The sequence below is a fragment of the Streptomyces sp. TG1A-8 genome, assembly GCF_030499535.1.
Taxonomy (GTDB): domain Bacteria; phylum Actinomycetota; class Actinomycetes; order Streptomycetales; family Streptomycetaceae; genus Streptomyces.
Genome location: NZ_JASTLB010000001.1, coordinates 4699869 through 4723668 on the forward strand (window position 1 = coordinate 4699869; position 23800 = coordinate 4723668).

Annotated in this window: 18 protein-coding genes and 1 pseudogene; 6 read left to right on the forward strand and 13 right to left on the reverse strand. The window is 74.5% G+C overall.

What is annotated here, in order from left to right:
* The first annotated feature begins 78 nt into the window (after window positions 1-78).
* Window positions 79-1560: an FAD-dependent monooxygenase gene (locus tag QQY24_RS20600; RefSeq protein WP_301974164.1), complete on the forward strand. Its 1482-nt coding sequence runs from the start codon at window positions 79-81 to the stop codon at window positions 1558-1560.
* Between the two features lie 59 nt (window positions 1561-1619).
* Here QQY24_RS20600 and QQY24_RS20605 read toward each other — a convergent pair whose 3' ends face one another.
* From QQY24_RS20605 to QQY24_RS20615, 3 genes are all read right to left on the reverse strand, one after another.
* Window positions 1620-2117 carry a MarR family winged helix-turn-helix transcriptional regulator gene (locus QQY24_RS20605; RefSeq protein WP_301974165.1) on the reverse strand — a complete coding sequence of 166 codons (498 nt, stop codon included), beginning with the start codon at window positions 2115-2117 and terminating at the stop codon, window positions 1620-1622.
* A 177-nt stretch (window positions 2118-2294) separates the two neighbouring features.
* Entirely contained in the window at window positions 2295-4877 is a 2583-nt protein-coding gene (gene pepN / locus QQY24_RS20610) for an aminopeptidase N (protein ID WP_301974166.1), read from the reverse strand.
* A 174-nt stretch (window positions 4878-5051) separates the two neighbouring features.
* On the reverse strand, window positions 5052-6071 hold the full coding sequence (locus QQY24_RS20615; RefSeq protein ID WP_301974167.1) for an aspartate-semialdehyde dehydrogenase: 1020 nt from the start codon (window positions 6069-6071) through the stop codon (window positions 5052-5054).
* 421 nt (window positions 6072-6492) lie between these two features.
* On the opposite strand from QQY24_RS20615, the pseudogene QQY24_RS20620 reads away from it, so the two are divergent.
* The 4 genes and pseudogenes from QQY24_RS20620 to QQY24_RS20635 all read left to right on the forward strand — a co-directional run.
* Window positions 6493-6949: pseudogene (locus tag QQY24_RS20620) on the forward strand (RNA polymerase sigma factor); the annotation flags it as partial.
* Window positions 6948-7607 carry a hypothetical protein gene (locus tag QQY24_RS20625; protein ID WP_301976425.1) on the forward strand — a complete coding sequence of 220 codons (660 nt, stop codon included), beginning with the start codon at window positions 6948-6950 and terminating at the stop codon, window positions 7605-7607. The pseudogene QQY24_RS20620 and the gene QQY24_RS20625, both read left to right, overlap by 2 nt.
* A gap of 376 nt (window positions 7608-7983) precedes the next feature.
* Window positions 7984-8505 carry an NUDIX hydrolase gene (locus tag QQY24_RS20630; protein ID WP_301974169.1) on the forward strand — a complete coding sequence of 174 codons (522 nt, stop codon included), beginning with the start codon at window positions 7984-7986 and terminating at the stop codon, window positions 8503-8505.
* Between the two features lie 167 nt (window positions 8506-8672).
* Complete coding sequence (locus tag QQY24_RS20635) at window positions 8673-10442, forward strand: TIGR03767 family metallophosphoesterase (RefSeq protein WP_301974170.1); 1770 nt, start codon at window positions 8673-8675, stop codon at window positions 10440-10442.
* 50 nt (window positions 10443-10492) lie between these two features.
* Here QQY24_RS20635 and QQY24_RS20640 read toward each other — a convergent pair whose 3' ends face one another.
* Together QQY24_RS20640 and pepN (QQY24_RS20645) are read right to left on the reverse strand one after the other, a co-directional pair.
* Entirely contained in the window at window positions 10493-11434 is a 942-nt protein-coding gene (locus tag QQY24_RS20640) for a hypothetical protein (RefSeq protein WP_367658008.1), read from the reverse strand.
* 325 nt (window positions 11435-11759) lie between these two features.
* A complete protein-coding gene (gene pepN, locus QQY24_RS20645) occupies window positions 11760-14336 on the reverse strand; it encodes an aminopeptidase N (RefSeq protein ID WP_301974171.1) in 2577 nt (858 codons plus the stop codon).
* A 139-nt stretch (window positions 14337-14475) separates the two neighbouring features.
* Here pepN (QQY24_RS20645) and QQY24_RS20650 point away from each other — a divergent pair, with 139 nt between their 5' ends.
* Window positions 14476-15138, forward strand: a complete 663-nt coding sequence (locus tag QQY24_RS20650) for a disulfide bond formation protein DsbA (protein WP_301974172.1) — start codon at window positions 14476-14478, stop codon at window positions 15136-15138.
* On the opposite strand, the gene QQY24_RS20655 is transcribed toward QQY24_RS20650, so the two are convergent.
* The 8 genes from QQY24_RS20655 to QQY24_RS20690 all read right to left on the reverse strand — a co-directional run bounded on the left by QQY24_RS20655 (window position 15125) and on the right by QQY24_RS20690 (window position 23769).
* A complete protein-coding gene (locus QQY24_RS20655; protein WP_301974173.1) occupies window positions 15125-16585 on the reverse strand; it encodes an FGGY-family carbohydrate kinase in 1461 nt (486 codons plus the stop codon). The genes QQY24_RS20650 and QQY24_RS20655 overlap by 14 nt on opposite strands.
* Before the next feature lie 63 nt (window positions 16586-16648).
* Window positions 16649-17671, reverse strand: a complete 1023-nt coding sequence (locus QQY24_RS20660) for a 2-hydroxyacid dehydrogenase (RefSeq protein WP_301974174.1) — start codon at window positions 17669-17671, stop codon at window positions 16649-16651.
* Window positions 17668-18741 carry an ABC transporter ATP-binding protein gene (locus QQY24_RS20665; protein ID WP_301974175.1) on the reverse strand — a complete coding sequence of 358 codons (1074 nt, stop codon included), beginning with the start codon at window positions 18739-18741 and terminating at the stop codon, window positions 17668-17670. The genes QQY24_RS20660 and QQY24_RS20665 overlap by 4 nt, the downstream gene beginning before the upstream one ends.
* Window positions 18719-19552 (reverse strand): DeoR/GlpR family DNA-binding transcription regulator, encoded by an 834-nt coding sequence (locus tag QQY24_RS20670; RefSeq protein WP_301974176.1) that lies wholly within the window; start codon window positions 19550-19552, stop codon window positions 18719-18721. The genes QQY24_RS20665 and QQY24_RS20670 overlap by 23 nt, the downstream gene beginning before the upstream one ends.
* The gene (locus tag QQY24_RS20675; protein WP_301974177.1) at window positions 19552-20643 is read right to left on the reverse strand and encodes an ABC transporter ATP-binding protein; all 1092 of its coding nucleotides are present in this window, start codon (window positions 20641-20643) and stop codon (window positions 19552-19554) included. The genes QQY24_RS20670 and QQY24_RS20675 overlap by 1 nt, the downstream gene beginning before the upstream one ends.
* Window positions 20640-21470, reverse strand: a complete 831-nt coding sequence (locus QQY24_RS20680; protein ID WP_301974179.1) for a carbohydrate ABC transporter permease — start codon at window positions 21468-21470, stop codon at window positions 20640-20642. The genes QQY24_RS20675 and QQY24_RS20680 overlap by 4 nt, the downstream gene beginning before the upstream one ends.
* Window positions 21467-22348, reverse strand: coding sequence for a carbohydrate ABC transporter permease (locus QQY24_RS20685; protein WP_301974180.1), 882 nt, complete (start codon window positions 22346-22348; stop codon window positions 21467-21469). Before QQY24_RS20685 ends, QQY24_RS20680 begins: the two co-directional genes overlap by 4 nt.
* On the reverse strand, window positions 22348-23769 hold the full coding sequence (locus QQY24_RS20690; protein WP_301974181.1) for an extracellular solute-binding protein: 1422 nt from the start codon (window positions 23767-23769) through the stop codon (window positions 22348-22350). The genes QQY24_RS20685 and QQY24_RS20690 overlap by 1 nt, the downstream gene beginning before the upstream one ends.
* Window positions 23770-23800: the final 31 nt, after the last annotated feature.

Here is a 23800-nt window from a genome sequence, read left to right on the forward strand (position 1 = left end):
CGGTGCCGGTTCTAGTGTTGACAACGAGCGTTGGTCAACGAGTGTTGGCCAACTGCTGTCGGCACCCAGGAGGCCCTCATGAACGGCACCACTGGACCCACCGCCCCCCGCGTCATCGTCGTCGGCTCCGGACCCACCGGTCTCCTCCTCGCCGGTGACCTCGCCACCGCCGGCGTCCCGGTCACCGTCCTGGAGAAGCGCCCCCACCGGATCAGCAACCTCTCGCGCGCCTTCGCCCTGCACGCCCGCACCCTGGAGCAGCTCGACGCGCGGGGCCTGGCCGGGGACCTGGAGGCCGCCGGGCAGCCCCTGACCCGGCTGCGCCTCTTCGACCGGCTCACGATCGACCTCGGCACCCTCCCCTCCCGGTTCAACCACGTCCTCGTGCTCCCGCAGTACGAGGTCGAGGGGGTGCTGGAGCGGTGGGCGGTCGAGGCCGGGGCCGACTTCCGGTACGAGACCGAGGTGACCGGACTGACCCAGGACGCCGACGGGGTGAGCGTCCGGGTCCGGGGGCCCGGGGGGCGGACGGAGAGCCTGCGGGGCGCGTACGCCGTCGGCGCCGACGGGATGCGCAGTGCCGTGCGGGGCGCCGTCGGCCTGCCCTTCCCCGGCAGGTCGGTCCTCCGGTCCGTCGTCCTCGCCGACGTCCGGCTCGCCGAGGAGCCCCCCGGTCTCCTCACCGTCAACGCCGTCGGTGACGCCTTCGCCTTCCTCGCCCCCTTCGGCGACGGCTACCACCGGGTGATCGGCTGGCGGCGGGGCCGCGACGTCCCCGACCACGCGCCGGTGGACCTGGCGGAGGTCAAGGAGATCACCCGGCTCGCGCTCGGGCGGGACTTCGGGATGCACGACGCCCGCTGGATGTCCCGCTTCCACAGCGACGAACGCCAGGTGCCCGCCTACCGGGCGGGCCGCGTCCTCCTCGCCGGGGACGCCGCGCACGTGCACACCCCGGCCGGAGGGCAGGGCATGAACACCGGACTGCAGGACGCGGCCAACCTGAGCTGGAAGCTCGCCGCCGTCGTCACCGGCCGCGCGCAGCCGGCGCTGCTCGACACCTACCAGGCCGAGCGGCACCCGGTCGGCAGGGCGGTCCTGCGCAGCAGCGGCGGGATCGTGCGCCTCGCCACGGCCAGGCGCCCCTGGGCGCTGGCGGCCCGCGCCGGGCTCACCGCGGTGCTCGGCGCGGTCGGCCCCGCCCGCCGTGCGCTCGCCGCGCAGGTCACCGGCATCGGCTACCGCTACCCCGCGCCGAGGGGCGCCCACCGGCTGACCGGCACCCGGGTCCCGGACGTCGCCCTGGCCGGCGGCGGCCGCCTCCACGAGGCCCTGCGCGGCGGCCGGTTCGTCCTGATCATCCCGCGACGGGGACCGGGCCAGGAACCGGAGGCGCACGAGGCGGGCCGCGCGGACCGGCTGGCCGTGGCGCGCTGGGCGAGCGACCGTCGTACGGCGGTGCTGGTCCGCCCCGACGGATACGTGGCCTGGGCGTCCGACTCCGCCGGCCCGGCAACGCTCCGGGCGGCCCTCGTCCGGCACCTGGGCCCGGCGGACTGAGGCCCCGCCGGGACGGCCGCCCGCGCCGGGCGGCCGGTGGGACCCGCCCCGCCGTGCCGTTACGCGGCGGTCGAGCGCAGCAGGTCCCGCAGCAGGCCGGCCAGCCGGGCGGCCTGCTCGCCGTCCAGGCCGGACAGGGCCTCGCGCTGTTCGGCCAGACCCGCGCCGACCGCCTCGTCGACGAGCCGCAGCCCCTCACCGGTGAGCGTCACGTGCAGGCCGCGCCGGTCGTGCGGATCGGGGGAGCGGCGGAGCAGGCCGGCCCGTTCGAGCTTGTCCAGGCGGCCGGTCATCCCGCCGGTGGTGAGCATGAGGGTCGCCGAGAGCGTGCGGGGCGAGAGGGTGTACGGCTCGCCGGAGCGGCGCAGGGTGGCCAGGACGTCGAACTCGCCGCGCGAGATGCCGAAGGGCTCGTACGCCCTCTCCACGCGGTCGCCCATCGCGCGCGCCAGTTCGAAGATCCGGCCGAAGACCTCCATCGGCCCGGTGTCGAGGTCGGGCCGCACCCGGGCCCACTGCTCGACGGCCGCGTCGACCGGGTCCCTGCGCTCCTGCATACACCGAGTATCCGCCCGGCCCGGGTCGCCCGCAAGAATCTGGTCAGCGGCTAAGTGACCGGCGGCCGAACCAGGGGCCCCTGCCCGCCCGCGGTCGCCCGCCGGAGCGCACGCGGGAGGGCGCCCGGCACGGGCCGGGCGCCCTCCCGATGCGCGGGGGACGGGCCCGCGCGGGGGCTACGCCTGCGCGGCGTCCGCGGCGTCCGCGGCCTGGGCCCGCAGCGCCCGCTCGACGCCCGCGCGGGACTCCGACACCAGCCGGCGCAGGGCCGCGCTCGGCTCCGCCGCCGCCAGCCAGGCGTCGGTCCTGGCCAGGGTCTCCTCGGACACCTGGACCGCCGGGTACAGGCCGGTCGCGATCTGCTGGGCCATCTCGTGCGAGCGGGAGCCCCAGACGTCCTTGAGGACCTCGAAGTACCGGTCCGCGTACGGGGCCAGCAGCTCCCGCTGGTCGGTCTGCACGAAGCCGCCGATCACGGCCTCCTGCACGGCGTTGGGCAGCTTGTCGGACTCGACGACCGACGCCCACGCCTCCGCCTTGGCCTCGGCCGTCGGACGCGACGCGCGTGCGGTGGCCGCGTGCCGCTCGCCGGCGGCCGTCCTGTCCCGCTCGTACTCGCCTGCGATCTCCGCCTCGCCGTACCGGCCGGTCGCCGCCAGCCGCTGCACGAACGCCCAGCGCAGGTCGGTGTCGACGGCCAGGCCGTCGACACCCTGCGTGCCGTCCAGCAGACCCGCCAGCAGGTCCAGCTGCTCGGGGGTGCGCGCGGTCGCCGCGAACGCCCTTGCCCAGGCCAGCTGGTGGTCGCTGCCCGGCTCGGCCGCGCGCAGGTGGGTCAGCGTGGCGTCCGTCCAGCGGGCCAGCAGGCCCTCCCGGGCGGCCGGGTCGGCGTACAGGTCGAGCGCCAGCTTCACCTGGCGGTGCAGCGACTGCACCACGCCGATGTCGGACTCCTTGGCGATGCCGGACAGCACCAGCGCCAGGTAGTCGCGGGTGGCCAGCTCGCCGTCGCGCGTCATGTCCCAGGCCGACGCCCAGCACAGCGCGCGCGGCAGCGACGCCTCGAAGTCGCCGAGGTGGTCGGTGACGGTCCGCAGCGACGCCTCGTCCAGGCGGACCTTGGCGTACGACAGGTCGTCGTCGTTGAGCAGGACGACGGCGGGACGGCGGGTGCCGGCCAGCTGCGGCACGGCGGTCAGCTCGCCGTCGACGTCCAGCTCGATGCGGTCGGTGCGCACCAGCTTGCCGCTCGCCCCGTCCAGGTCGTACAGGCCGATCGCGATGCGGTGCGGGCGCAGCACCGGCTCGCCCTGGGCGCCGGCCGGCAGGGCCGGGGCCTCCTGGCGGACGGCGAAGGACGTGATGACCCCGTCCCCGTCCGTCTCCACCTCGGGCCGCAGGATGTTGATGCCGGCCGTCTCCAGCCACTTCCCCGACCAGGTCCTCAGGTCGCGCCCGGAGGTCTCCTCCAGGGCGCCCAGCAGGTCCGACAGCCGCGTGTTGCCGAAGGCGTGCCGCTTGAAGTAGGCCTGCACGCCCTGGAAGAACTCGTCCTCGCCGACGTAGGCGACGAGCTGCTTGAGCACGCTGGCGCCCTTGGCGTACGTGATGCCGTCGAAGTTGACCAGCACGTCGTCCAGGTCGCGGATGTCGGCCATGATCGGGTGCGTGGACGGCAGCTGGTCCTGGCGGTACGCCCACGTCTTCATCGAGTTCGCGAACGTGGTCCACGACTGCGGCCACTTCGAGCCGGGCGCGGCTGCCTGGCAGGCGATGGAGGTGTAGGTGGCGAACGACTCGTTCAGCCACAGGTCGTTCCACCACTCCATGGTGACCAGGTCGCCGAACCACATGTGGGCCAGCTCGTGCAGGATGGTCTCCGCGCGCACCTCGTACGCCGCGTCGGTCACCTTGGACCGGAAGACGTACTGGTCGCGGATGGTCACCGCGCCCGCGTTCTCCATCGCGCCCGCGTTGAACTCCGGCACGAACAGCTGGTCGTACTTCGTGAAGGGGTAGGCGTAGTCGAACTTCTCCTGGAACCAGTCGAAGCCCTGCCGGGTCACCTCGAAGATCGCGTCCGAGTCGAGGAACTCGGCGAGCGAGGGGCGGCAGTAGATGCCGAGCGGCACGCTCTGCCCGTCCTTCTCGTACACGCTGTGCACCGAGTGGTAGGGGCCGACGATCAGCGCCGTGATGTAGGACGAGATGCGCGGGGTCGGCTCGAAGGCCCAGACGTTGTCCTTCGGCTCCGGCGTCGGCGAGTTGGACACGACCGTCCAGCCCTCGGGGGCCTTCACCGTGAACCGGAACGTCGCCTTCAGGTCCGGCTGCTCGAACGAGGCGAAGACCCGGCGCGCGTCCGGGACCTCGAACTGGGTGTAGAGGTAGGCCTGCTCGTCGACGGGGTCCACGAAGCGGTGCAGGCCCTCGCCGGTGTTGGTGTAGGCGCAGTCGGCGACGACCCGCAGGACGTTGCGCCCCTGCAACAGCCCGGGCAGCGCGATCCGCGAGTCGGCGAAGACCTCGGCGGGGTCGAGCGCGTCGCCGTTGAGCGTCACCTCGTGGACCACCGGCGCCACCAGGTCGATGAAGGACGTGGCGTCCTTCTCGGCGACGTCGAAGCGCACCGTGGTCACGGACCGGTAGGTACCGCCCTCCTGCGCGCCGGAGAGGTCGAGATCGATCTCGTACGAGTCAACGCTGAGCAGCTTCGCCCGCTGCTGTGCCTCTTCGCGAGTCAGGTTTGTGCCAGGCACGCGGTCATCTCCTCGTTATGTGTCGGTTGCGCCATCTTTCCACGGCGGCCGTGCGGAGCGCGATGACGTCCGCCGCGGCGCACGGCACACGGCAGGCACGGGGCAGGCACACGACAGGCACGGGAAGGGGCGGCCATCCGGGGATGACCGCCCCTTCCCGTGCCCCGGGGTGCGCTACCGCGCGGACAGTTCGGCCGCCACCAGCTCCGCGAGCTGGACCGCGTTCAGGGCGGCACCCTTGCGGAGGTTGTCGTTGGAGACGAACAGGGCCAGGCCGTTGTCGGCCGTCTCGTCGCGGCGGATGCGGCCGACGTACGACGGGTCCTTGCCGGCCGCCTGCAGCGGGGTGGGGATGTCGGACAGGGCGACGCCGGGGGCACCGGAGAGCAGCTCGGTCGCGCGCTCCGGGGTGATCGGACGGGCGAAACGGGCGTTGACCTGCAGGGAGTGGCCCGAGAAGACCGGGACGCGCACGCAGGTGCCGGAGACCTTCAGACCCGGGATCTCCAGGATCTTGCGGGACTCGTTGCGCAGCTTCTGCTCCTCGTCGGTCTCGTGCAGACCGTCGTCGACGATCGAACCGGCCAGCGGGAGCACGTTGAAGGCGATCGGCCGCTTGTAGACCTGCGGCTCGGGGAAGTCGACCGCCTCGCCGTCGTGGGTCAGCCGGTCCGCGTCGGCGACCACCTTCTGGACCTGCCCGTGCAGCTCGGCCACGCCCGCGAGGCCGGAGCCGGACACCGCCTGGTAGGTGGCGACGACCAGCGCCTCCAGGCCGGCCTCCTCGTGCAGCGGTTTCAGGACCGGCATCGCGGCCATCGTGGTGCAGTTCGGGTTGGCGATGATGCCCTTGGGGCGGTCCGCGATGGCGTGCGGGTTCACCTCGGACACCACCAGCGGTACCTGAGGGTCCATCCGCCAGGCCGAGGAGTTGTCGATCACCACGGCGCCCTGGGAGGCGACCTTCCCGGCCAGCGCCCGGGAGGTCGTGCCGCCGGCGGAGAACAGCACGATGTCGAGGCCGTCGTAGTCGGCGGTCGCCGCGTCCTCCACCGTGACGCCGTCCAGCACCGAGCCGGCCGAGCGGGCCGAGGCGAACAGGCGCAGCCCGGTGACCGGGAAGTTCCGCTCGACGAGGATCCTGCGCATGACCGTGCCGACCTGACCGGTGGCTCCGACGATTCCGACCCTCACGGCGACTCCCTCTTGCGTGTTCACGGCTTTCTGCCCGACCCAGGCCCTTCCATCATGCGGCCGACCCCGGTCCGGCTGTCCAATCCTTTGCGGCGCGTGCCCGAGGAGTGGGACACGGCCGGCCGGCGGGCGGTTCCGTCCGTCCGCCCCGCACGCCGCCGGGCTGGAGATGTTCCCCCGCCCCGGGCCCCGGGCCGGAAGCCGTGCGGTCCGGTCCCCGCGCCGTGGGGCGCCGGCCGCACGGTGGTGTGACGTACTCCTCAGCGCGCCCGGGGCGCCGTCCCGGGCGGCGGCCGAACGTTTCCGCCGCCGCCCGCGTCGTAGTGGCAGCGAACGCGTGAGGGGGTGGCCTGTGCCGCGCGGAGGGGCACGCCGTGACCAGGGGAGCCGCACCGGCACGGACGGTGCCGGCGGGGACCCGCTGGACGCGGCCCGGGAACGCCGGGTGCGGGCGGTGCTCGCGCTCGGCGGGGTGCCGCAGGCGGACCTGCCGGACGGGGTGCAGCAAGGTCCGCCTGCGGCTGCTGGAACGGGCCGGGAGCGGGCGCGAGGCGCCGCGGGACGTGTCGGCGTGGGCGGCGGTGGTCGCCTCCGACCTGGCCATGGACTGGCACCGGGCCCGGTGGCGCCAGGAGCGGCTCGGGGAGCGGCTGTCCGGACTGCGCGCGCCCGCGCACCCCTGCGGGGAGGAGACCAGCGTGTCCTCCCTCACCGTCGCCCGGGGCCTGGACGACCTGCCCGACGTCCAGCGCCGGGTTGTGGTCCTGCGCTTCTTCGCCGACCTGCCGGTCCGGGACATCGCCGAGGAGCCGGGCGTCCCCGAGGGCACGGTCAAGAGCAGGCTGCACACGGCGGTCCGCGCACCGCGCGCCCGGCTTGCGGGAGGAGCTGACACGGATCGCGGAGACCCTGACCGGGGAGAGGATCGCGGACCCCGTCGGGTCCGGCACGCCCGCCGGGGCGGCCGACGCCCCCGCCGGGCCGCCGGGCCCGGCGGGGTCCGCGCGCTTGCGGCGGGTCGCGCGGGCCGGGCTGCGCGCGGCCGCCCCGGCCGCCGTCCTGGCGGTGGTCGCCGGGTTCGGCTGGATGGTGGCGCAGTCCGGGCACGGGACGACGAGCAGGGCGGACACCAGCGGCAGGAGCGACCACTCCGCCGCCTCGCAGGCCGCCGGTGCGGCCGGCCGGCCCGCCGAGCCCGAGCGGGTGCTCGCCTGCTCCCGGCTGGTCGTGGAGGGCACCGTGGCCGGGGTGGAGCCGCGGCGGGGGACCGGCCGGGTCCGGATCGTGCTGACCGTGCGCCGCTCCTACGTGCCCGCGCACGGCCCGGCACGGGTCGCCCTCCTCCTGGACGGTGGAGCCGGGCCGGTCCCGCGCACGGGCCGGCACGTGCTCGTCGGCGTCGGCCGGGGGAACGGGCCGCGCACGTGTGGGCGGCCGGCGACGCCCGGGTGGCCGCCGTGCGCCTGGATCACCGAGGCGCTCCCCGGGGCCCGGCACCCGGCGGGCCCCTCCGGGGAGCCGCCCGGAACGCCGTGAGGAGCGGGCCCCCTTCGGACACCCGCTCCCATCCGGGCCGCTCCCTTGCAGTCCGTCCCCTTGTGGGTCGCCTCCGCGCGGGCCGCCCCCATCGGGGCCGCTCCTCACGGCCCGTCCCCATCCGGCCCGCCCCCTCACGACCCGCCCCCATCCGGCCCGCCCCCTCACAGGGCGCCCGCCGGGAAACGGCCCGGCCGCGCGGAGGGCGGCCACCACGCCCACGGCCGCCGCCGTGCGGGCCGGGCGTCCCCGACCGGGTGCGGGAACACGCCCGGGCGCGGAGGGGGCACCGGCGCTTCCCGAAGCGGGGCAACGGGCGGACGGGCGCCCGGCTCCGTCCTCCCACCCGCACCGCGGGGCGCGCTAACGTCCGGTCATGCGAAGGAAGTTGAGGGTGGCGGCCTACGCCGTGTGCGTCCGCGACGGGCAGATCCTGCTGGCCCGCTCACCGTGCCCCGACGGCACCCACGAGTGGGTCCTGCCGGGCGGCGGCGCCGAGCACGGCGAGGACCCCTGCGACACCGTCCGCCGCGAGGTGACCGAGGAGACCGGCTACCGCATCGAGGTGACCGGCCTGCTCGGCGTGGACTCCGCCCGGCACACCGTCCGCGGCGGGCGTCTGCGCCGGCTCACCGACCACCACGGCGTGCGGATCGTCTACGAGGGCGAGGTCGTCGGCGGAGCCCTGCGCAACGAGGTCGGGGGCTCCACCGACCTGGCCGCGTGGCAGGACCTGGACGCCGTGCCCGGCCTGACCCGGGTGCCCCTCGTCGACGTGGCGCTGCGGCTGTGGCGCGAGCGCCCGGCGACGGGCCGGCCGGCCCCCGCGCAAGGCCCCCTGCCCCGGCAGGTGAACGGGGAGCGACCGCACCCGGGCCACCCGCGATCGACTCCGTGACCGCACCGCGTACCCCGTGATCCACGTACGGTGATCGGTGCTGCGCGTTGCGGCCCAGTTCACGCACAGGTCATCCCCGGTGCCAAACATCCAGAGCGAGCGGGGCGTTCGCGCCGGCGGCGGCCCGCGACCACAGCCGACGCGTTCGCACCCGGGGAGACCGCGCCATGCCGCGCACACGCTCTGTCGCCACCTCCGCTTCGGGGGTCCACCGCCGTACCGTCCTCGCCGCCGCCGCGGCGGTCCCGCTCTCCGCGGGCGTCGGATACGCCCTGCGCCCCACCGACAGCCGGGCCGCCGCCGACAGCGGGGCCGCCACCGCCGCCGAGGCACCCGTCGCCGCCTCCCGCAAGGTCTCCGCCGCGGCCTCGTTCGCCCCCTACACCAAGGGCACCACCGTCGACTCCGTCGCCACCCCCGAAGCCGGCTCCGGCTACCGGCGGCTCGGCGCCGGCCCCGGCTGGAAGCGGGTCGTGCGCAGCGAACTGGCCACCCCCAAGTCCGGCCGCTGGACCCGCCGCACCCCCCTCGCCGCGTTCGTGCAGTTCACCGACCTGCACCTGATGGACGTCCAGCACCCGCTGCGCCTGGAGTTCCTGCGCTCCCACGACCCGCACGCCTGGCGCCCGCACGAGGCGCTGACCGTGCCCGGCGCCATCGCGCTCGTCGAACGGGTCAACGCGCTGCGCGGCGCCCCCGTCACCGGCGCCCCGCTGCACTTCGTCATGACCACCGGCGACAACACCGACAACAACGCCCACAGCGAGCTGGAGTGGTTCATGCGGGTGATGAGCGGCGGCCGCATCACCCCCGACTCCGGTGACCCGCGGCACTACGAGGGCGTCCAGAACAGCGGCCTGAAGCAGTACTGGCACCCCGACTCCCCCCTGCGCGACCGGGACAAGGCGCTCGGCTTCCCGGAGCTGAAGGGCTTCCTGGCCGCCGCGGTGCGCGAGGTGCGCAGCCCCGGCCTCAACCTGCCCTGGTACTCCACCGTCGGCAACCACGACACCCTCCCGCTGGGCTGCTACGGCTCCCACGGCGACCCCTACCTGACCGAGGCGGCCATCGGCGGCAGGAAGCTGATGAGCGTCCCCGCCGACGACGCCCGGAAACTCCAGGACGCCATCAAGAGGGCCACCGACCCCGGGGGCGTCGGCTACCGCGACTTCCTCAAGGCCCACGCCCGCTCGGCACGGCCGGTCACCCCGGACGAGAAGCGGGCCCCCTACACCTCGGCCGACTACCTGAAGGCACATCTGGACCCCGCCCACCAGGGACTCGGCCCGGTCGGCCACGGCTACTCCCCGGCGAACCTGGACGCGGGCACCCAGTACTACGCCTTCCGGATCTCCGAGGACGTCATCGGCATCAGCCTGGACACCACCGACGCCGGCGGCCACTACGAGGGCTCCCTCGGCACCGCCCAGCTCAGGTGGCTCGACAGGACGCTCAAGGACAACGAGGACTCCTACGCCGTCGTCTTCAGCCACCACACCAGCAAGACGATGACCAACACCCGCCCCGACCCGGCCCGCCCGGGCGAACGGCGCCACGACGGCGCCGAGGTGGTGTCCGTCCTGTCCTCCCACGCCAACGTGCTGGCCTGGGTGAACGGCCACATCCACCGGAACGTCGTCACCCCGCACCGCGCCCCCGGCGGCCGCTCCTTCTGGGAGATCTCCACCGCCTCGCACGTCGACTTCCCCCAACTCGCCCGCGTCGTCGAACTGGTCGACAACAAGGACGGCACGCTCTCCGTCTTCACCACCCTGATCGAGTCCGCCGCCCCGTACCGCGCCGACCGCACCGACCTCACCCAGACCGGCCTGGCCGCCCTCTACCGCGAGCTGTCCTACAACGCGCCCGGCGCGAGCCGGAGCCTCGCGGGCGACGCGGGCGACCGGAACACGGAACTGGTCCTGAAGAAGGGCTGAGACCCGCTCGGCCCCTCCCCGGACCCGCCCGCCGCCCTCCCGGTCCGCCGCTACCGGGGCAGCACCACCACGCGGGCGGCCGGGCCGCGGCCGGCCGAGGCCATCAGGGCCGTGCGGACCACCGTCGCCTGCTGCTCCATCGCGTTCCCGAGCCCCTCGGGGGCGAGGTGCACGACCGTGATGCCCAGGCGTTCCAGGCGCTCGCGCGTGCGGGCGCGCTCCGGCCACCGGGCGTCCCCGTCCCGGCGCGGCGCCCGGAAGTCCAGTGCGACCGCGACCGCGTGCTCGGGCCAGTAGGCGTCCAGGCCGCCCAGGCGCGGGCCGCCGGGCAGGCGCAGGTCCACGTTCCACACCGGGTCGGGCAGGCCGCAGGCGCGGACCATCCGGTAGAGGCGGTCCTCCGCGACCGCCCGGCCCTCGGCCAGCAGCGAGTCCACCGCGCCGGCCACGTGCGCCCGGCCCAGCAGCTTCGCCCCGGCCAGCTCCCGCACCACGGCGGCCGGTTCGCAGTGCCCGCCGCGCACCGCCTCCGTCAGCAGCCGCCGCACCGCCTGCGCGTCGGCCAGCCGTGCCACCGCGTCCGCCAGCGCGCGCGGCACCGGCGCCACCGGCACGCCCGCCACCGCGTGCGCGGCGGGCAGGACCGGGACGCGGACGAGCCGGACGTACCCCGCCGGGCGCAGCCGGCGCAGTCGCGGGACCAGGACGTCCACGCGGTTCAGGGAGACGGGCGGCGGGGTGGCGCCGACGCCGTGCAGGGCGAGCGCGGCCAGGCCCGTGATCATCGCCTCCGCGTACACCGGGCCGTGCGCGTCCGGCGCCGCCGGCTGGGCCGGTACGCCCGGCGCGGCCCCGCGGGCGGCGTACAGCAGGGCGCCGTGCAGCCGCTCCTCGCCGGTCGGCGGGCCGGGGTGCAGCAGGACCACGCCGGGCAGCAGCAGCCGCCAGGGCCCGCCGGGCCGGCACCGGTCGGCCAGTTCGGCCGCCGTCACGCCGTGCGCGCGCAGCCGGGCGGTGGACAGGACGCGGTGGTGGGCCTCGCAGAGGTGGCGCAGGGGGCGGGGGAGAGGGGGGTGTCGTGCGTCATGGCCCCGAAGTTCCCACGCCCGGACGCGCCCGTGACCGTTGTTGCACGGTCGTCGAGAAATGCGGACAAGCCGGTACGGGAGGACGGGCGCCCGGATGCCGAGCGGGCACCTGGAACCCCTGGTCCGACCGGAGGGGACCAGGGGTTACGGCCCGTGGGGAACGAATTCCGTAACGGTCACGCGTGCGGTGGCCCCGGGCCGGGGCCCAGCGCGGCCGCGCCCCGCGGCCTCAGGAGCCGGCCGCCGCGTCGCACGCCTGGCCGCGCAGCCCCCGTGCCAGGTCGTCCCGGGCCTCCAGGACCAGGCGGCGCAGGGCCGGCGCCGCGTCGGCGTGCGACCGCAGCCACGCGTCCGTCGCGTCCAGCGTCTCCTGCCGGTCCTGGAAGGACGGGAACAGGCCCTGCACGACGTCCATGCCGATCTGGATCGAACGCTCCCGCCAGACCCGCTCGATCACCGCGAAGTACTTCTCCGCGTACGGCGCCGTCAGCTCCCGCTGCGAGGGCCGGGCGAAGCCCGCGATCGTCGCCCCCACCAGCGCGTTCGACAGCGACTGGGACTCCACCACCTGCGCCCAGGCCTGCGCCTTGACCGCCGCCGACGGGCGGGTCGCCAGGCAGCGGACCTGGTGGCGCCTGCCGGAGGCCGTGTCGTCCCGGGCCAGTTCGGCCGCGAGCACCGCCTCGTCGGCCACGCCGTGGGTGGCGAGCGTCTCCAGGAACGCCCAGCGCAGTTCCTGGTCCACGACGAGGCCCTCGACCGACCGCGTGCCGTCCAGCAGGTCCCGCAGCAGGGCGAGGTCCCCCTCACCGGAGGCGACCGCCGCGAAGAAGCGCGCCCAGGCCAGCTGCTGCTCGCTGCCCGGCTCGGCCGCCCGCAGCTCCCGCAGCGCGCCCTTCGCCAGCAGGCGTTCACCCACCGGGCGCCACTGCGGCGCCGCGTAGTGCGTCAGCGCCGAGTTCGCCCACGCGTGGAGCATCTGCAGCACGCCGATCTCCGACTCGCGGCCCGCGAACCGCAGCACCAGGGCGATGAAGTCCCGGGCCGGCAGCAGCGCGTCCCGGGTCATGTTCCACAGCGCCGACCAGCACAGCGCCCGCGCCAGCGGGTCGGACACGGCGCCCAGGTGCTCGCGCAGGGTCGCCAGGGACGTCTCCTCGAAGCGGATCTTGCAGTAGGTCAGGTCGTCGTCGTTGACCAGCACCAGCTCGGGCGCCTCGGCGCCGGCCAGGTCCGCCACCACCGTGCGCGGGCCCTCGACGTCCGTCTCCACGCGCGCGTAGCGCTCCAGCGCGCCCGCGGCCGTACGCCGGTACAGACCCACCGCGATCCGGTGCGGGCGCAGCTCCGGGAGCGACTCGGGGGCCTCCTGCACCACCGCCAGCTCGGCCACCCGGCCCTCGCCGTCCAGCAGCACCTGCGGGGTCAGCGAGTTCACGCCGGCCGTCTGCAGCCAGGAGCGCGCCCACGCCGTCATGTCCCGGCCGCTCGTCTCGGCCAGCACCGACAGCAGGTCGCCGAGGCGCGTGTTGCCGTACGCGTTGCGCTTGAAGTAGCGGCGGGCGCCCTCCAGGAACGCGTCCCGGCCGACGTACGCCACCAGCTGCTTCAGCACGGAGGCGCCCTTGGCGTAGGTGATGCCGTCGAAGTTGAGCTTGGCGTCCTGCAGGTCGCGGATGTCGGCCGTGACCGGGTGCGTGGAGGGCAGTTGGTCCGCGCGGTAGGCCCAGGCCTTGCGGCGGTTGGCGAAGGTGATCCAGGCGTTGGTGAAGCGGGTCGCGCCGACGTTCGCGAACGTGCCCATGAAGTCCGCGAAGGACTCCTTCAGCCACAGGTCGTCCCACCACTGCATGGTGACCAGGTCGCCGAACCACATGTGCGCCATCTCGTGCAGGACGACGTTGGCCCGGCCCTCGTAGGACGCCTGCGTGACCTTCCCGCGGAAGATGTACTCCTCGCGGAACGTCACCAGGCCCGGGTTCTCCATCGCCCCCAGGTTGTACTCGGGGACGAACGCCTGGTCGTACTTCCCGAACGGGTACGGGTAGTCGAAGTGGTCGTGGAAGAAGTCCAGGCCCTGCTTGGTGACCAGGAAGACGTCGGCGGCGTCGAAGTGCGGCGCGAGGCCCCTGCGGCACAGGGCGCCGAGCGGGATCTCCAGGCGGGTGCCGTCCTCGAAGGTGCGCTCGTAGGAATCGGTCACGTAGTGGTACGGGCCCGCGACCACGCACGTGATGTACGTCGAGATCGGCTTCGTCTCCGCGAACCGCCAGACGCCGTCCGCCCGTTCGCCGGTGCCGTTGCTCCACACCGTCCAGCCCTCGGGCGCCCGCACCTCGAAGCGGTAGGGCGCCTTGAGGTCGGGCTGCTCGAAGTTCGCGAAGACCCGGCGGGCGTCGGCCGGTTCGTACTGGGTGTAGAGGTAGACCTCGCCGTCCTCGGGGTCGACGAAGCGGTGCATGCCCTCACCGGTGCGGGAGTAGGCGCACTGGGCGTCGACCGTCAGCTCGTTCTCGGCGGCCAGGTCGTCCAGGGCGATCCGCGCGCCGTCGAAGACCTCGCCCGGGTCCAGGTCCTTGCCGTTCAGCGAGACCGACGTGACGCTCGGGGCGATCAGGTCGGCGAAGCTCGACGCCCCCGGCTCGTTGCAGCGGAACCTGATCGTGGTCACCGAGCGGAAGGTGCGCGGTTCACCGTCCCCGCCGCCGACGGCGGAGCGCAGGTCCAGCGCCACGTCGTAGCCGTCCACGGACAACAGGGCGGCCCGTTCCCGGGCCTCGTCGCGGGACAGATTCTCACCGGGCACGGGCGGCACTCCCTCGTGATCGCTTGGAAACGGCACAACAGCACCGATCCTGCCATGCGCACCTGACGGCGGACAGCGGGGAATGGGCGCGGCGGCGGCCGCGTTGGGGCGGGCAAAGACCGTTCCGCTGAGGAGAAGCATGTCCGAGACCGCGACCACGCCCGGCAGGACCCCCGTGGACTTCTGGTTCGACCCGCTGTGCCCCTGGGCCTGGATGACCTCCCGCTGGGTGCTGGAGGTGGAGAAGGTGCGCGACATCGAGGTCCGCTGGCACGTCATGAGCCTCGCCGTCCTCAACGAGGACAAGCTGGACGAGCTGCCCGAGGCGTACCGGGAGACGCTCACCACCAAGGCCTGGCCGCCGGTCCGCGTGGTCACCGCCGCCTGGCAGAAGCACGGCGCGGACGTCCTCGGCCCGCTCTACACCGCGCTCGGCACCCGCATCCACAACAACGGCGAGGGCCCGACCGTCGAGGCCGTCGCCGGGGCGCTCGCCGACGTCGGCCTGCCCGCCGAGCTGATCGAGTACGCCGACCAGGAGGACTTCGAGTTCGACGCCGAGCTGCGCGCCTCCCACCGGGAGGGCATCGAGAAGGTCGGCCAGGACGTCGGCACCCCGGTCATCGCGGTCCCGGGCCCCGACGGTGAGCAGATCGCCTTCTTCGGCCCCGTCGTCACCCCCACCCCCCAGGGCGAGGAGGCGGCCCGCCTGTGGGACGGCACCCTGGCGGTCGCCTCCGTACCGGGCTTCTACGAGCTCAAGCGGACCCGCACCGCGGGCCCGGACTTCAGCAACCTGTGAACCCGGTGGACGGGTCCGGCCGGCGCCGGGCCCGTTCCCGCGCCCGGGCCAGCCGCCACAGGTGCTCCTCGTACCCCTTCGCGTAGTACGCGGCCCGCTCCGCGTCCGGCTCCACGACCAGCGACGGCTCGGTCCAGGCCGCCGTGTCCAGGGTGACGCCGTACCGCCCGGCCGCCGCCAGCACCGCGCCCCGCGCGCCCACCTCGCCCCGGGCCACCCGCAGCGGGCGGCCCAGGACGTCGGCCAGTAGCCGCGTCCAGGCGGGGCTGCGGGTGCCGCCGCCGCACACCGCGAGCGCCCCGGTCAGGCCCGCCGCCTCCAGGCAGTGCCGGGCCGCGTAGCCGATGCCCTCGCAGGTGGCGCGGATCAGGTCGGCCGGCGTCGTCCCCAGGCCGATCCCGGTGAGCTCGGCGCGCAGGCCGGGCTCCACGAACGGGGCGCGCTCCCCGGAGGGTGCGAGGTACGGCAGCACCCGCACCCCGTGCGCCCCGGGCGGGGCGGCGGCCAGCAGCGCGTCGGCCTCCGCGTGCCGGACGCCCGTCGTGCGCAGCACCCAGTCCAGGGCGGCCGTGCCGACCATCGCGGGCATCGCGCGCAGCCAGTGGCCGGGCCGGTCGGTGGAGATGTGCAGGCCCGCCGGCTCGCCGGTCAGGTCCAGCCCGGTGGTGGCGACCAGGCTCGCCAGACAGGTCCCGACGATCAGCAGGCCGTCCCCGGGCGCGGTGACGCCCGCGCCCAGCGCGCACGCCGGCAGGTCGTACGGGCCGTTCGCCAGCCGGGTGCCGGGCGGCAGCCCCTCGCCGCGCGCCGCGCCCGTCGCCACCGGGTCGCCGATGGGGGCCAGCAGCCGCCGGCGGTGGGCCAGGCCGAGGATCTCCACCACCCGGTTGTCGTAGGACCGGGTGCGCGGATCGAGGAACGGCATCGACGCGTCCGACACGTCCGTCACCGCCCGGGCCGCGCCGGTCAGCCGCTGGAAGACCATGTCCTTGCAGGCGACGGCGGCGGCGGCCGCGTCCAGGGACCCCGGCTCGTACCGGTCGAGCCAGGCCAGCAGCGGGCCGGGGCAGCCCGGGAACATGGCGCTGCCCGTGCGCCGGAACACGGTCTCGACGGTGCCGTCGGCCAGCCAGGCGTCGACCAGCCCGTGGGCCCGGCCGTCCATCCAGGAGGCGGCCGGCCGGACCGGGCGCCCCGCCGCGTCCACCAGCCACACCCCGTCGCCCTGCCCGGTCAGCCCGGCCAGCTCCACCGGCTCCGGCACCCGCGCGGTCAGCGCCTCCAGCACGGCGACGACCGCCGCGTACACCTCCTCCATGTCCTGCTCCACGACCCCGCCCCGCAGCTCCAGACCCACCGGACGGGCCTCGACGGCCAGTTCGCGGCCGGCGGGGTCGAAGGCGGCGGCCTTCACCATGGACGTGCCCGCATCGATCCCGACGTACATCGCACCCCCTCGTGTCCGGGTCGGTCCCCCTCGGGGCGCGCCGGCCCGCTCCCGCGCCCGCGTTCAGGTCAGACAGTGCGCCAGCGGCTCGCCGCGCGCCCAGCGCCCCACCTCGGCGGCCGCGATCCGCGCGGCCTTCTCCGCCACCGCCCGGCTGGCCCCGCCCAGGTGCGGGGTCAGCACCACCCGGTCGGCCAGCGCCGGCAGCCGGGAGTCCGGCGGGAGCGGCTCGCGGGCGTAGGTGTCCAGGGCCGCCGCCGCGAGCCGGCCGCACTCCAGGGCGTCGCACAGCGCCTCCTCGTCCAGCAGCGGGCCCCGGGCGGCGTTCACCACCACCGCGCCGGGCGGCAGCAGGGCGAGCTCACGGGCTCCGACCAGGCCGCGGGTTTCGGCGGTGAGCCGGGCGTGCAGGCTGATCACCCGGGAGCGGCACAGCAGGTCGTCCAGCGTGGACAGGCGCAACCCGTGCACCTCCCCGCGCACGTGGGGGTCGTACACCATCACCCGCGCCCCGAAGGCGCACAGCACCCGCGCGACCCGGCCGCCCACCGCGCCGTGGCCGACCAGACCGATCGGCAGGTCCTCCAGCTCCAGACCGCTGTCCGCGTAGGTGTAGTACGCCGAGCCGGCCCAGCTGCGCCGCCGGGCCAGGAGGTCGTGGGCCTGCGGGATGCGGCGCAGGGCGGCGAGCAGCAGGCCGATGGTGAACTCGGCGGTGGCCGCGGCGTTGCGGCCGGGCGCGAAGCACACGCGGACGCCGTGCCGCCGCGCCGCGGTCAGGTTGACGTTCACCGGGCCGCCCCGGCAGACCACGACCAGCCGCAGCCCCGGGCAGGCGGCGAGGACGCGTTCGGTGACCGGGCCCATCTGGGTGACCAGCACCTGGGCGTCGGCGAGCGCGCCGATCAGGTCGTCCTCGGCGTCGCTGGCCTCGCTCACCTCGGCGACCGGCCCGAACGGTTCCAGGGGCCAGCCGAGGGTCAGCTCCCGCACCGCGCAGTCGGCCTCCCGGGCCAGGGCGGCCGTGATCAGCGAGGGCAGGACGAAGTGGTCGCCGGCGGCCACCACACGCACGCTGGAGGTCATCGCAGCAGGTCTCCCGTCTCGGCGTCGAAGACATGGGTGCGTCCGGCCGCCACCCGGACACGTGCGTCGTGCGCGAGGCGCACCCCGGGCGGGGTGAGGACCACCAGGGGCCGCTCCACTCCGTCCAGCACGAGGGTGGCGAGCCCCGCCTCCGGCAGCGGCTCGTGGGCCACCACCCGTGCCGGGAGGCCCTCGGCCCCGGTCAGGCTCAGGTCCTCGGGGCGGATGCCGACCAGCACCGCGCGGCCCGCCGGCACCGGCACCGGCAGCGCGATCCGCACCCCGGCCGAGAGCCGGGCGCGGCCGTCGCCGGTGGCGACGCCGGGCAGCAGGTTGACGGCGGGTTCACCGACGAAGTCCGCGACGAACGCGGTGGCGGGAGCGTCGTAGACCTCGTACGGCGTGCCGAGCTGCTGGATCGCCCCGTCGCGCATGACGGCGATCCGGTCGGCGAGCGACAGGGCCTCCTCCTGGTCGTGCGTGACCAGGACGGTGGTGTGGCCCAGGTCGCGCTGGAGGCGCTTGAGTTCGCGGCGGGTGGTGTCGCGCTGCGCCGCGTCCAGGTGGGACAGCGGCTCGTCCAGCAGCAGCACGTCCGGTTCCCGGATCAGCGCGCGGGCCAGCGACACCCGCTGCTTCTGGCCGCTGGACAGCTGGGCCGGGCGGGCGTCGAGGACACCGGTCAGGCCGACCCGCTCGGCCATCTCGGCGACCCTGCGCCCGACGTCCCCGCGGGCACCGCGGCGCCGGGCCCGCAGTCCGAAGGCGAGGTTCTCCGCGACCGTCAGCGGCGGGTACAGTGCGTAGTTCTCGAAGGCCACCCCGATGTTGCGCTCCCGGACGGGCCGGCCGGCCACGGATGCGCCGCCGATCAGGATGTCCCCGCCGGTCACCGTCTCCAGACCCGCGATCATCCGCAGCGTGGTGGACTTGCCGCAGCCCGAGGGGCCCAGCAGCCCGAGCAGTTCACCCGGCCTCAGGCTCAGGTCCAGGCCCCGCACCGCCGCCACCGCCGGGCGGCCCCGCGGCCGGTAGGTCTTGCGCAGCTCACGCAACTCCAGCGCGCTCATCGCCCTCCTTCGTCCGCGTGGCGCACACCTCGTAGCGCACCCCGTGCTCGTCCAGGTCGCGCAGTGCCGCGGGCGGCGCCCCGTCGTCCACCAGCAGCAGGTCGAAGCGGGAGAGCGGGGCCACCCGGTGCAGGGCGACCCGGCCCAGCTTGGTGTGGTCGACCAGCAGCACGGCGCGGGCGGCGGCGTCGAGCATCGCCCGCTTCACGGACACGATGTGCTGCTCCTGGTGGTAGGCGTGGCCGCCGTGCACGCCGGACGTCGAGGCGAAGCACACGTCCACCCGCAGTTGCCCGACCGCCTCCACGCAGGACACCCCGAGGAAGGAGGAGTGCAGCCGGTCGTAGTCGCCGCCGAGCGCCATCAGGCGGATGCCCCGCTGGTCGGCGAGCAGGTTGACGGCCTCCAGGAAGTTGGTGACCACCGTCAGCGGGGTGATCCCGCCCCGGCGCAGGGCGCGGGCGATCTCCAGGGCGGTGGTGGAGTCGTCCAGCAGGATCGCCATGCCCGGCTCGACGTGCCGCAGCGCGTGCTCGGCCAGCGCGGCCTTCTGCGCGCGCATCGTCTTCAGCCGGTACTGCACGTTCGACTCGAACACCCCGGACGGCTGCGCGGTCACCCCGCCCCGGAACTTGCGCACCACGCCCTGCCGCTCGAGTTCGTCGAGGTCCCGGTGGATGGTCATCAGGCTCACCCCGAACCGCTCGGCCAGCTCGGCCGCGCCGGCCGAGCCCTCGGCGAGGACGAGGTCGGCCATGGCGGCCTGCCGGGCCGCCGGGCCCAGCCCCCGCTGCGCACCACTGCTGCTCATCACGCGTTCTTCCCGATCCGTCGTCCCGGGCGGCCGGCCCGGTCGGCCTCGAACAGCAGCAGGTTCTCAGGCCGGACGGCCGGGCGGACCGGATCGTCGGGACGCAGTCCGGCCGCCTCGTCCCGGGAGGTCACCAGCGACAGGTGCGACGCGCCGATCCGCACCGTCACCTCGACGGACCGGCCCAGCACCTCGGTGACGTAGACGGACCCGGCGAGCCGGTGGCCGTCCCCGGTCAGCGAGACGTCCCGGGGGCGCACGCCGAGCAGGACCCCGGTGCCGGCGGGGACCCGCACCGGCAGCGGCAGCCGGGCCGCGCCGTCCGCCGACCGGAACGCCCCGTCCTCGCACACGGTGCCGGGCAGCAGGTTGATCCGGGGCCGCCCGAAGGCCCGCGCGACCTCGGTGTCGTACGGCCGGTACCAGATGTCCTCCCGGGTGCCGGTCTGCACGATCCGTCCGTCCCGGACGACGCCGATCCGGTCCCCGAGCGCCAGCGCCTCCACCGAGTCGTGGGTGACGTACAGGGTGGTCGTGCGCCGGACGGCCCCGATCGCCTTCAGCTCGGCCCGCATCTGCCGGCGCAGCCGGGCGTCCAGGTGGGAGAGGGGTTCGTCCAGGAGGAAGGCGCGGGCCGGGCGGACCAGCACCCGGCCGAGGGCGACGCGCTGGCGCTGCCCGTTGGACAGCTGCCCCACCGGCCGGTCCAGCAGGCCGCCGATGCCCAGCAGCCCGGCGATCTCCCCGACCCGGTCGCGGGCCTTCGCAGCGGGCAGCCGGTGCCTGGGGGAGCGCAGGGGCGAGGCGAGGTTGTCGTACACCGACCGGTGCGGGTAGAGGGCGTAGCTCTCGAAGCACATGGCCACGCCCCGGTCGTAGGGCTCCACGTCCCGCATGTCCCGGCCGCCGATCTCGACCGTGCCGCGGTCGGGCCGCTCCAGTCCGGCCGCGATCTTCAGGGTGGTCGTCTTGCCCGCGCCCGAAGGGCCGAGCAGGCAGAAGAACTCCCCTTCCGCCACCTCCAGTTCGAGCCCGTCCAGGGCGGTGGTGCGCCCGTAGGACTTGTGCACGTCCCGCAGCGCGACGCTCATGACTTCACCGCCCCGAGGGACAGCCCGCGCACCAGGTACCGCTGGATGGTCAGCGCGAGCAGCAGCGGCGGTACGGCGGAGACCAGGGCGGCCGCGGCCGTCAGGTCGTACCTGGGCCGGTCGCCGCCGAGGAAGGACAGCGCCCCCACGGTCACGGTCTGGGCGTCGTGCGAGGTGAGGATCAACGGGAAGACGAAGTTGTTCCAGGCGAAGATGAACGCGAGCAGCGACACGGCCGCGATGCCCGGCCCGACCAGCGGCAGGGCGACGCGGAGGAAGGCCTGCGTGCGGGAGTAGCCGTCGAGCAGGGCCGCCTGTTCCAGTTCCGGTGTCAGGTCGGCGAAGTACGACCGCATGATCCACACCACCAGCGGCAGCGTGACCAGTTGCAGCACCCACACCATGCCCACGTAGGTGTCGAACAGCCCGAGCTCCTGGTAGAGCACGAACAGCGGGATGATCACCGTGAGTTCGGGTGCGAACCGGAACGACAGCAGCGTGAACATCAGGTGTTCCGAGCCCCTGAACCGCCAGCGCGCCGACGCGTACGCCGCCGGCAGCCCGACCAGCAGCGACAGCGCGACCGCGCCCACCGACACCACCAGGCTGTTGAGGAAGAACCGCGTGAACGGGACGCCCCCGCCGTCACCGAGGACGGTCCGGTAGGAGTCCAGGGTCGGGGTGAAGGAGAAGTAGGTGCTGAACAGCTGGTCGGAGGGCTTGAGCGACAGGACCACCATCCAGGCGACCGGGAACAGCGCGAAGAGGAAGTACAGGAGGAGAGCGGCGTCCGCCAGCCACCCCGCCAGGCGTTCGCGAGCGCTCACGTGGCCTCCGCCGCCTTCCGCTGGACGCGCCCCAGGCGCCGGACGAGGACCGTCGCGGCCAGGTACACCACGGCCCACAGCACGATCGTGTAGCTGATCCCGAAGGAGTAGCGCTGGAAGCGGATCGCCTCCAGGTAGGCCCGGATCTGCAGGACCATCGTCGAGTCGCCGGGGCCGCCCTCCGTCAGGGCGTAGATGATGTCGAAGACCTTCAGCGAGTCCATGAACCGGAAGATCACCCCGACCATGACGTACGGCCACAGCATCGGCAGGGTCAGCCGCCGGAAGGTGTACCACCGGCCGGCGCCGTCCACGGCCGCCGCCTCGAAGGGGGAGGCGGGCAGCGACCGCAGACCGGCCAGCGCCAGGACGGCCACGAACGGGGTGTAGACCCACACGTCCACGGCGACGGACGACAGCAGGGCGCCCGCCGGGGTGTCCGTCCACTGCACCCCGCCCAGCCCGAGGGGCGCCAGCAGGTGGTCGACCACGCCCACCGACGGCTGGAGCATCAGCTTCCACATGATCGCCGCGATCACCGGGGCGATCATCAGCGGCAGGATGAGGACCTTCTCCAGTACCCGGCCCAGCGGGGAGGACCGGTGCAGCAGCAGGGCCACGGCGACGCCGAGCACGGTCTCCACGGCCGCCGCGCCGACCGCGTACAGCACGGTCACCCAGGCCGAGTTCCAGAAGGCGTCCTCGGTGAGGAGCGTTCCGTAGTTGTGCAGGCGGACCATGTCCGGCTGCGGCTTCGCCGCCGAGAAGTCGAACAGCGTGTAGTAGAGCCCGAGCCCGAACGGGTAGAGGATCCCGCAGGTCAGCAGCAGCGCCGGGACGACGAGGAGGTAGGGGCGCGCGGCGCGTCGCACCTCCATCAGCCGACCTTCGGCGCGAGGTCGTCCGCCAGCCCGTCCAGCACCGACCGCGCGTCCTTGCCGCCGTAGATCTCCTGGAGGGCCGCGGCCCAGCTGGTGGTGGCGTCGAAGAACTGGGCCTGCGGGGTGAACTGGACCTTCGTCTGCCCGGCGACCGCCTCGAAGGTCTCCAGGAAACCCGGCAGGTGCCGCATCTTGTCCCGGTAGGCGCCGTCCCGGCCGACCGAGGTGCGCACCGGGTCGATGTGGTCGCCGTCGAGGGCGGCCCGGCGCAGGTGCTCCTTGCCCGTGGCCCACTGCAGGAACAGCCAGCCGGCGCCCTTGCGCCTGCTCCTGGCGTTCATGCCGAGCGACCAGATCCACATGTTGGTGGCCAGCGAGCCGTCCGGGCCCTTGGGCCCGGGGTGGAACGCGATCCTCCCGGAGGCGGGCGAGGCCCCCTTCACCGCCTGGAAGTAGGCGGCCGTGTCCGCGTCGAACAGCATCCCGGCCTTCTTCGCCCCGAGGTCGCTGGAGCACTGGTACCAGGTGTACGACGTCCAGGACGGCGGCCCGCCCCGCCGGACCATGCGCGCCCAGTCCTCGGTGAAGGCGACGGCCGCGGGGGAGTTCATGGCGGGGACGAGCCTGCCGCCGTCGACGGTGAAGTCGCGCAGCCCGTTGCGGGCGTACATCGTCATGAAGCCGGGGTGGATGGTCGCCCAGCTGCGTGATCCGCGGACCGCGATGCCGTACATGCCGTCGAACCCGGCGCGGGGCGCCTTCTCCTCGATGACGCCGGCCAGCTCGCGCAACTCCTCGAAGGTCTCGGCCGGCCTGAGGCCCAGCCGGTCGAACACCTCGGTGTTGTAGGCGACCACGTTGGTCTCCCAGCCCCACGGCAGCGCGTACTGCCCGCCCCGGCCCAGCGGCGCGCCCGCCCTCAGCGACCACCGGCCCGCCTGGAGGAGGTTGGGGAAGAAGTCGGCGTGGTCCCATTCGGCGGCGGTGGCCGAGGAGTTGCGCATCCACGGGCCGAGGTCCTCCAGCCAGCCCGGCGGGCCGTACTGCCACACCATGTAGGCCCCGAGCATGAAGACGTCGTAGGAGGCGCGCCCGCTGGACAGGTCGACGGTGAGCTTGTCGAAGTAGCTGTCCTCGGGGAAGACGTCGTAGCGCACCTCGATGCCGGTCCGGTCCGTGAACGACTTCAGGTCGGCGATCAGGGCGTCGGTGTACGGGTGCTTGTTCAGCAGCGCCCTGACGGTGGTGCCCTTCTCCCGCTTCCAGTCGAAGGGGCCGGTGACGTCGTCCGCCGCCGGACCGCCGCCCTGCTCACCGCCGCCGCCGAAGCCGGCGCCGCAGGCGGACAGCAGCGGGGACGCGGTGAGGGCTCCGGTGAGGGCGAGGAAGCGCCGGCGGTCGTGCACGTGCCTGTCCATCCGTGACCTCCGTCGTGGTGCGGTGCGGCCG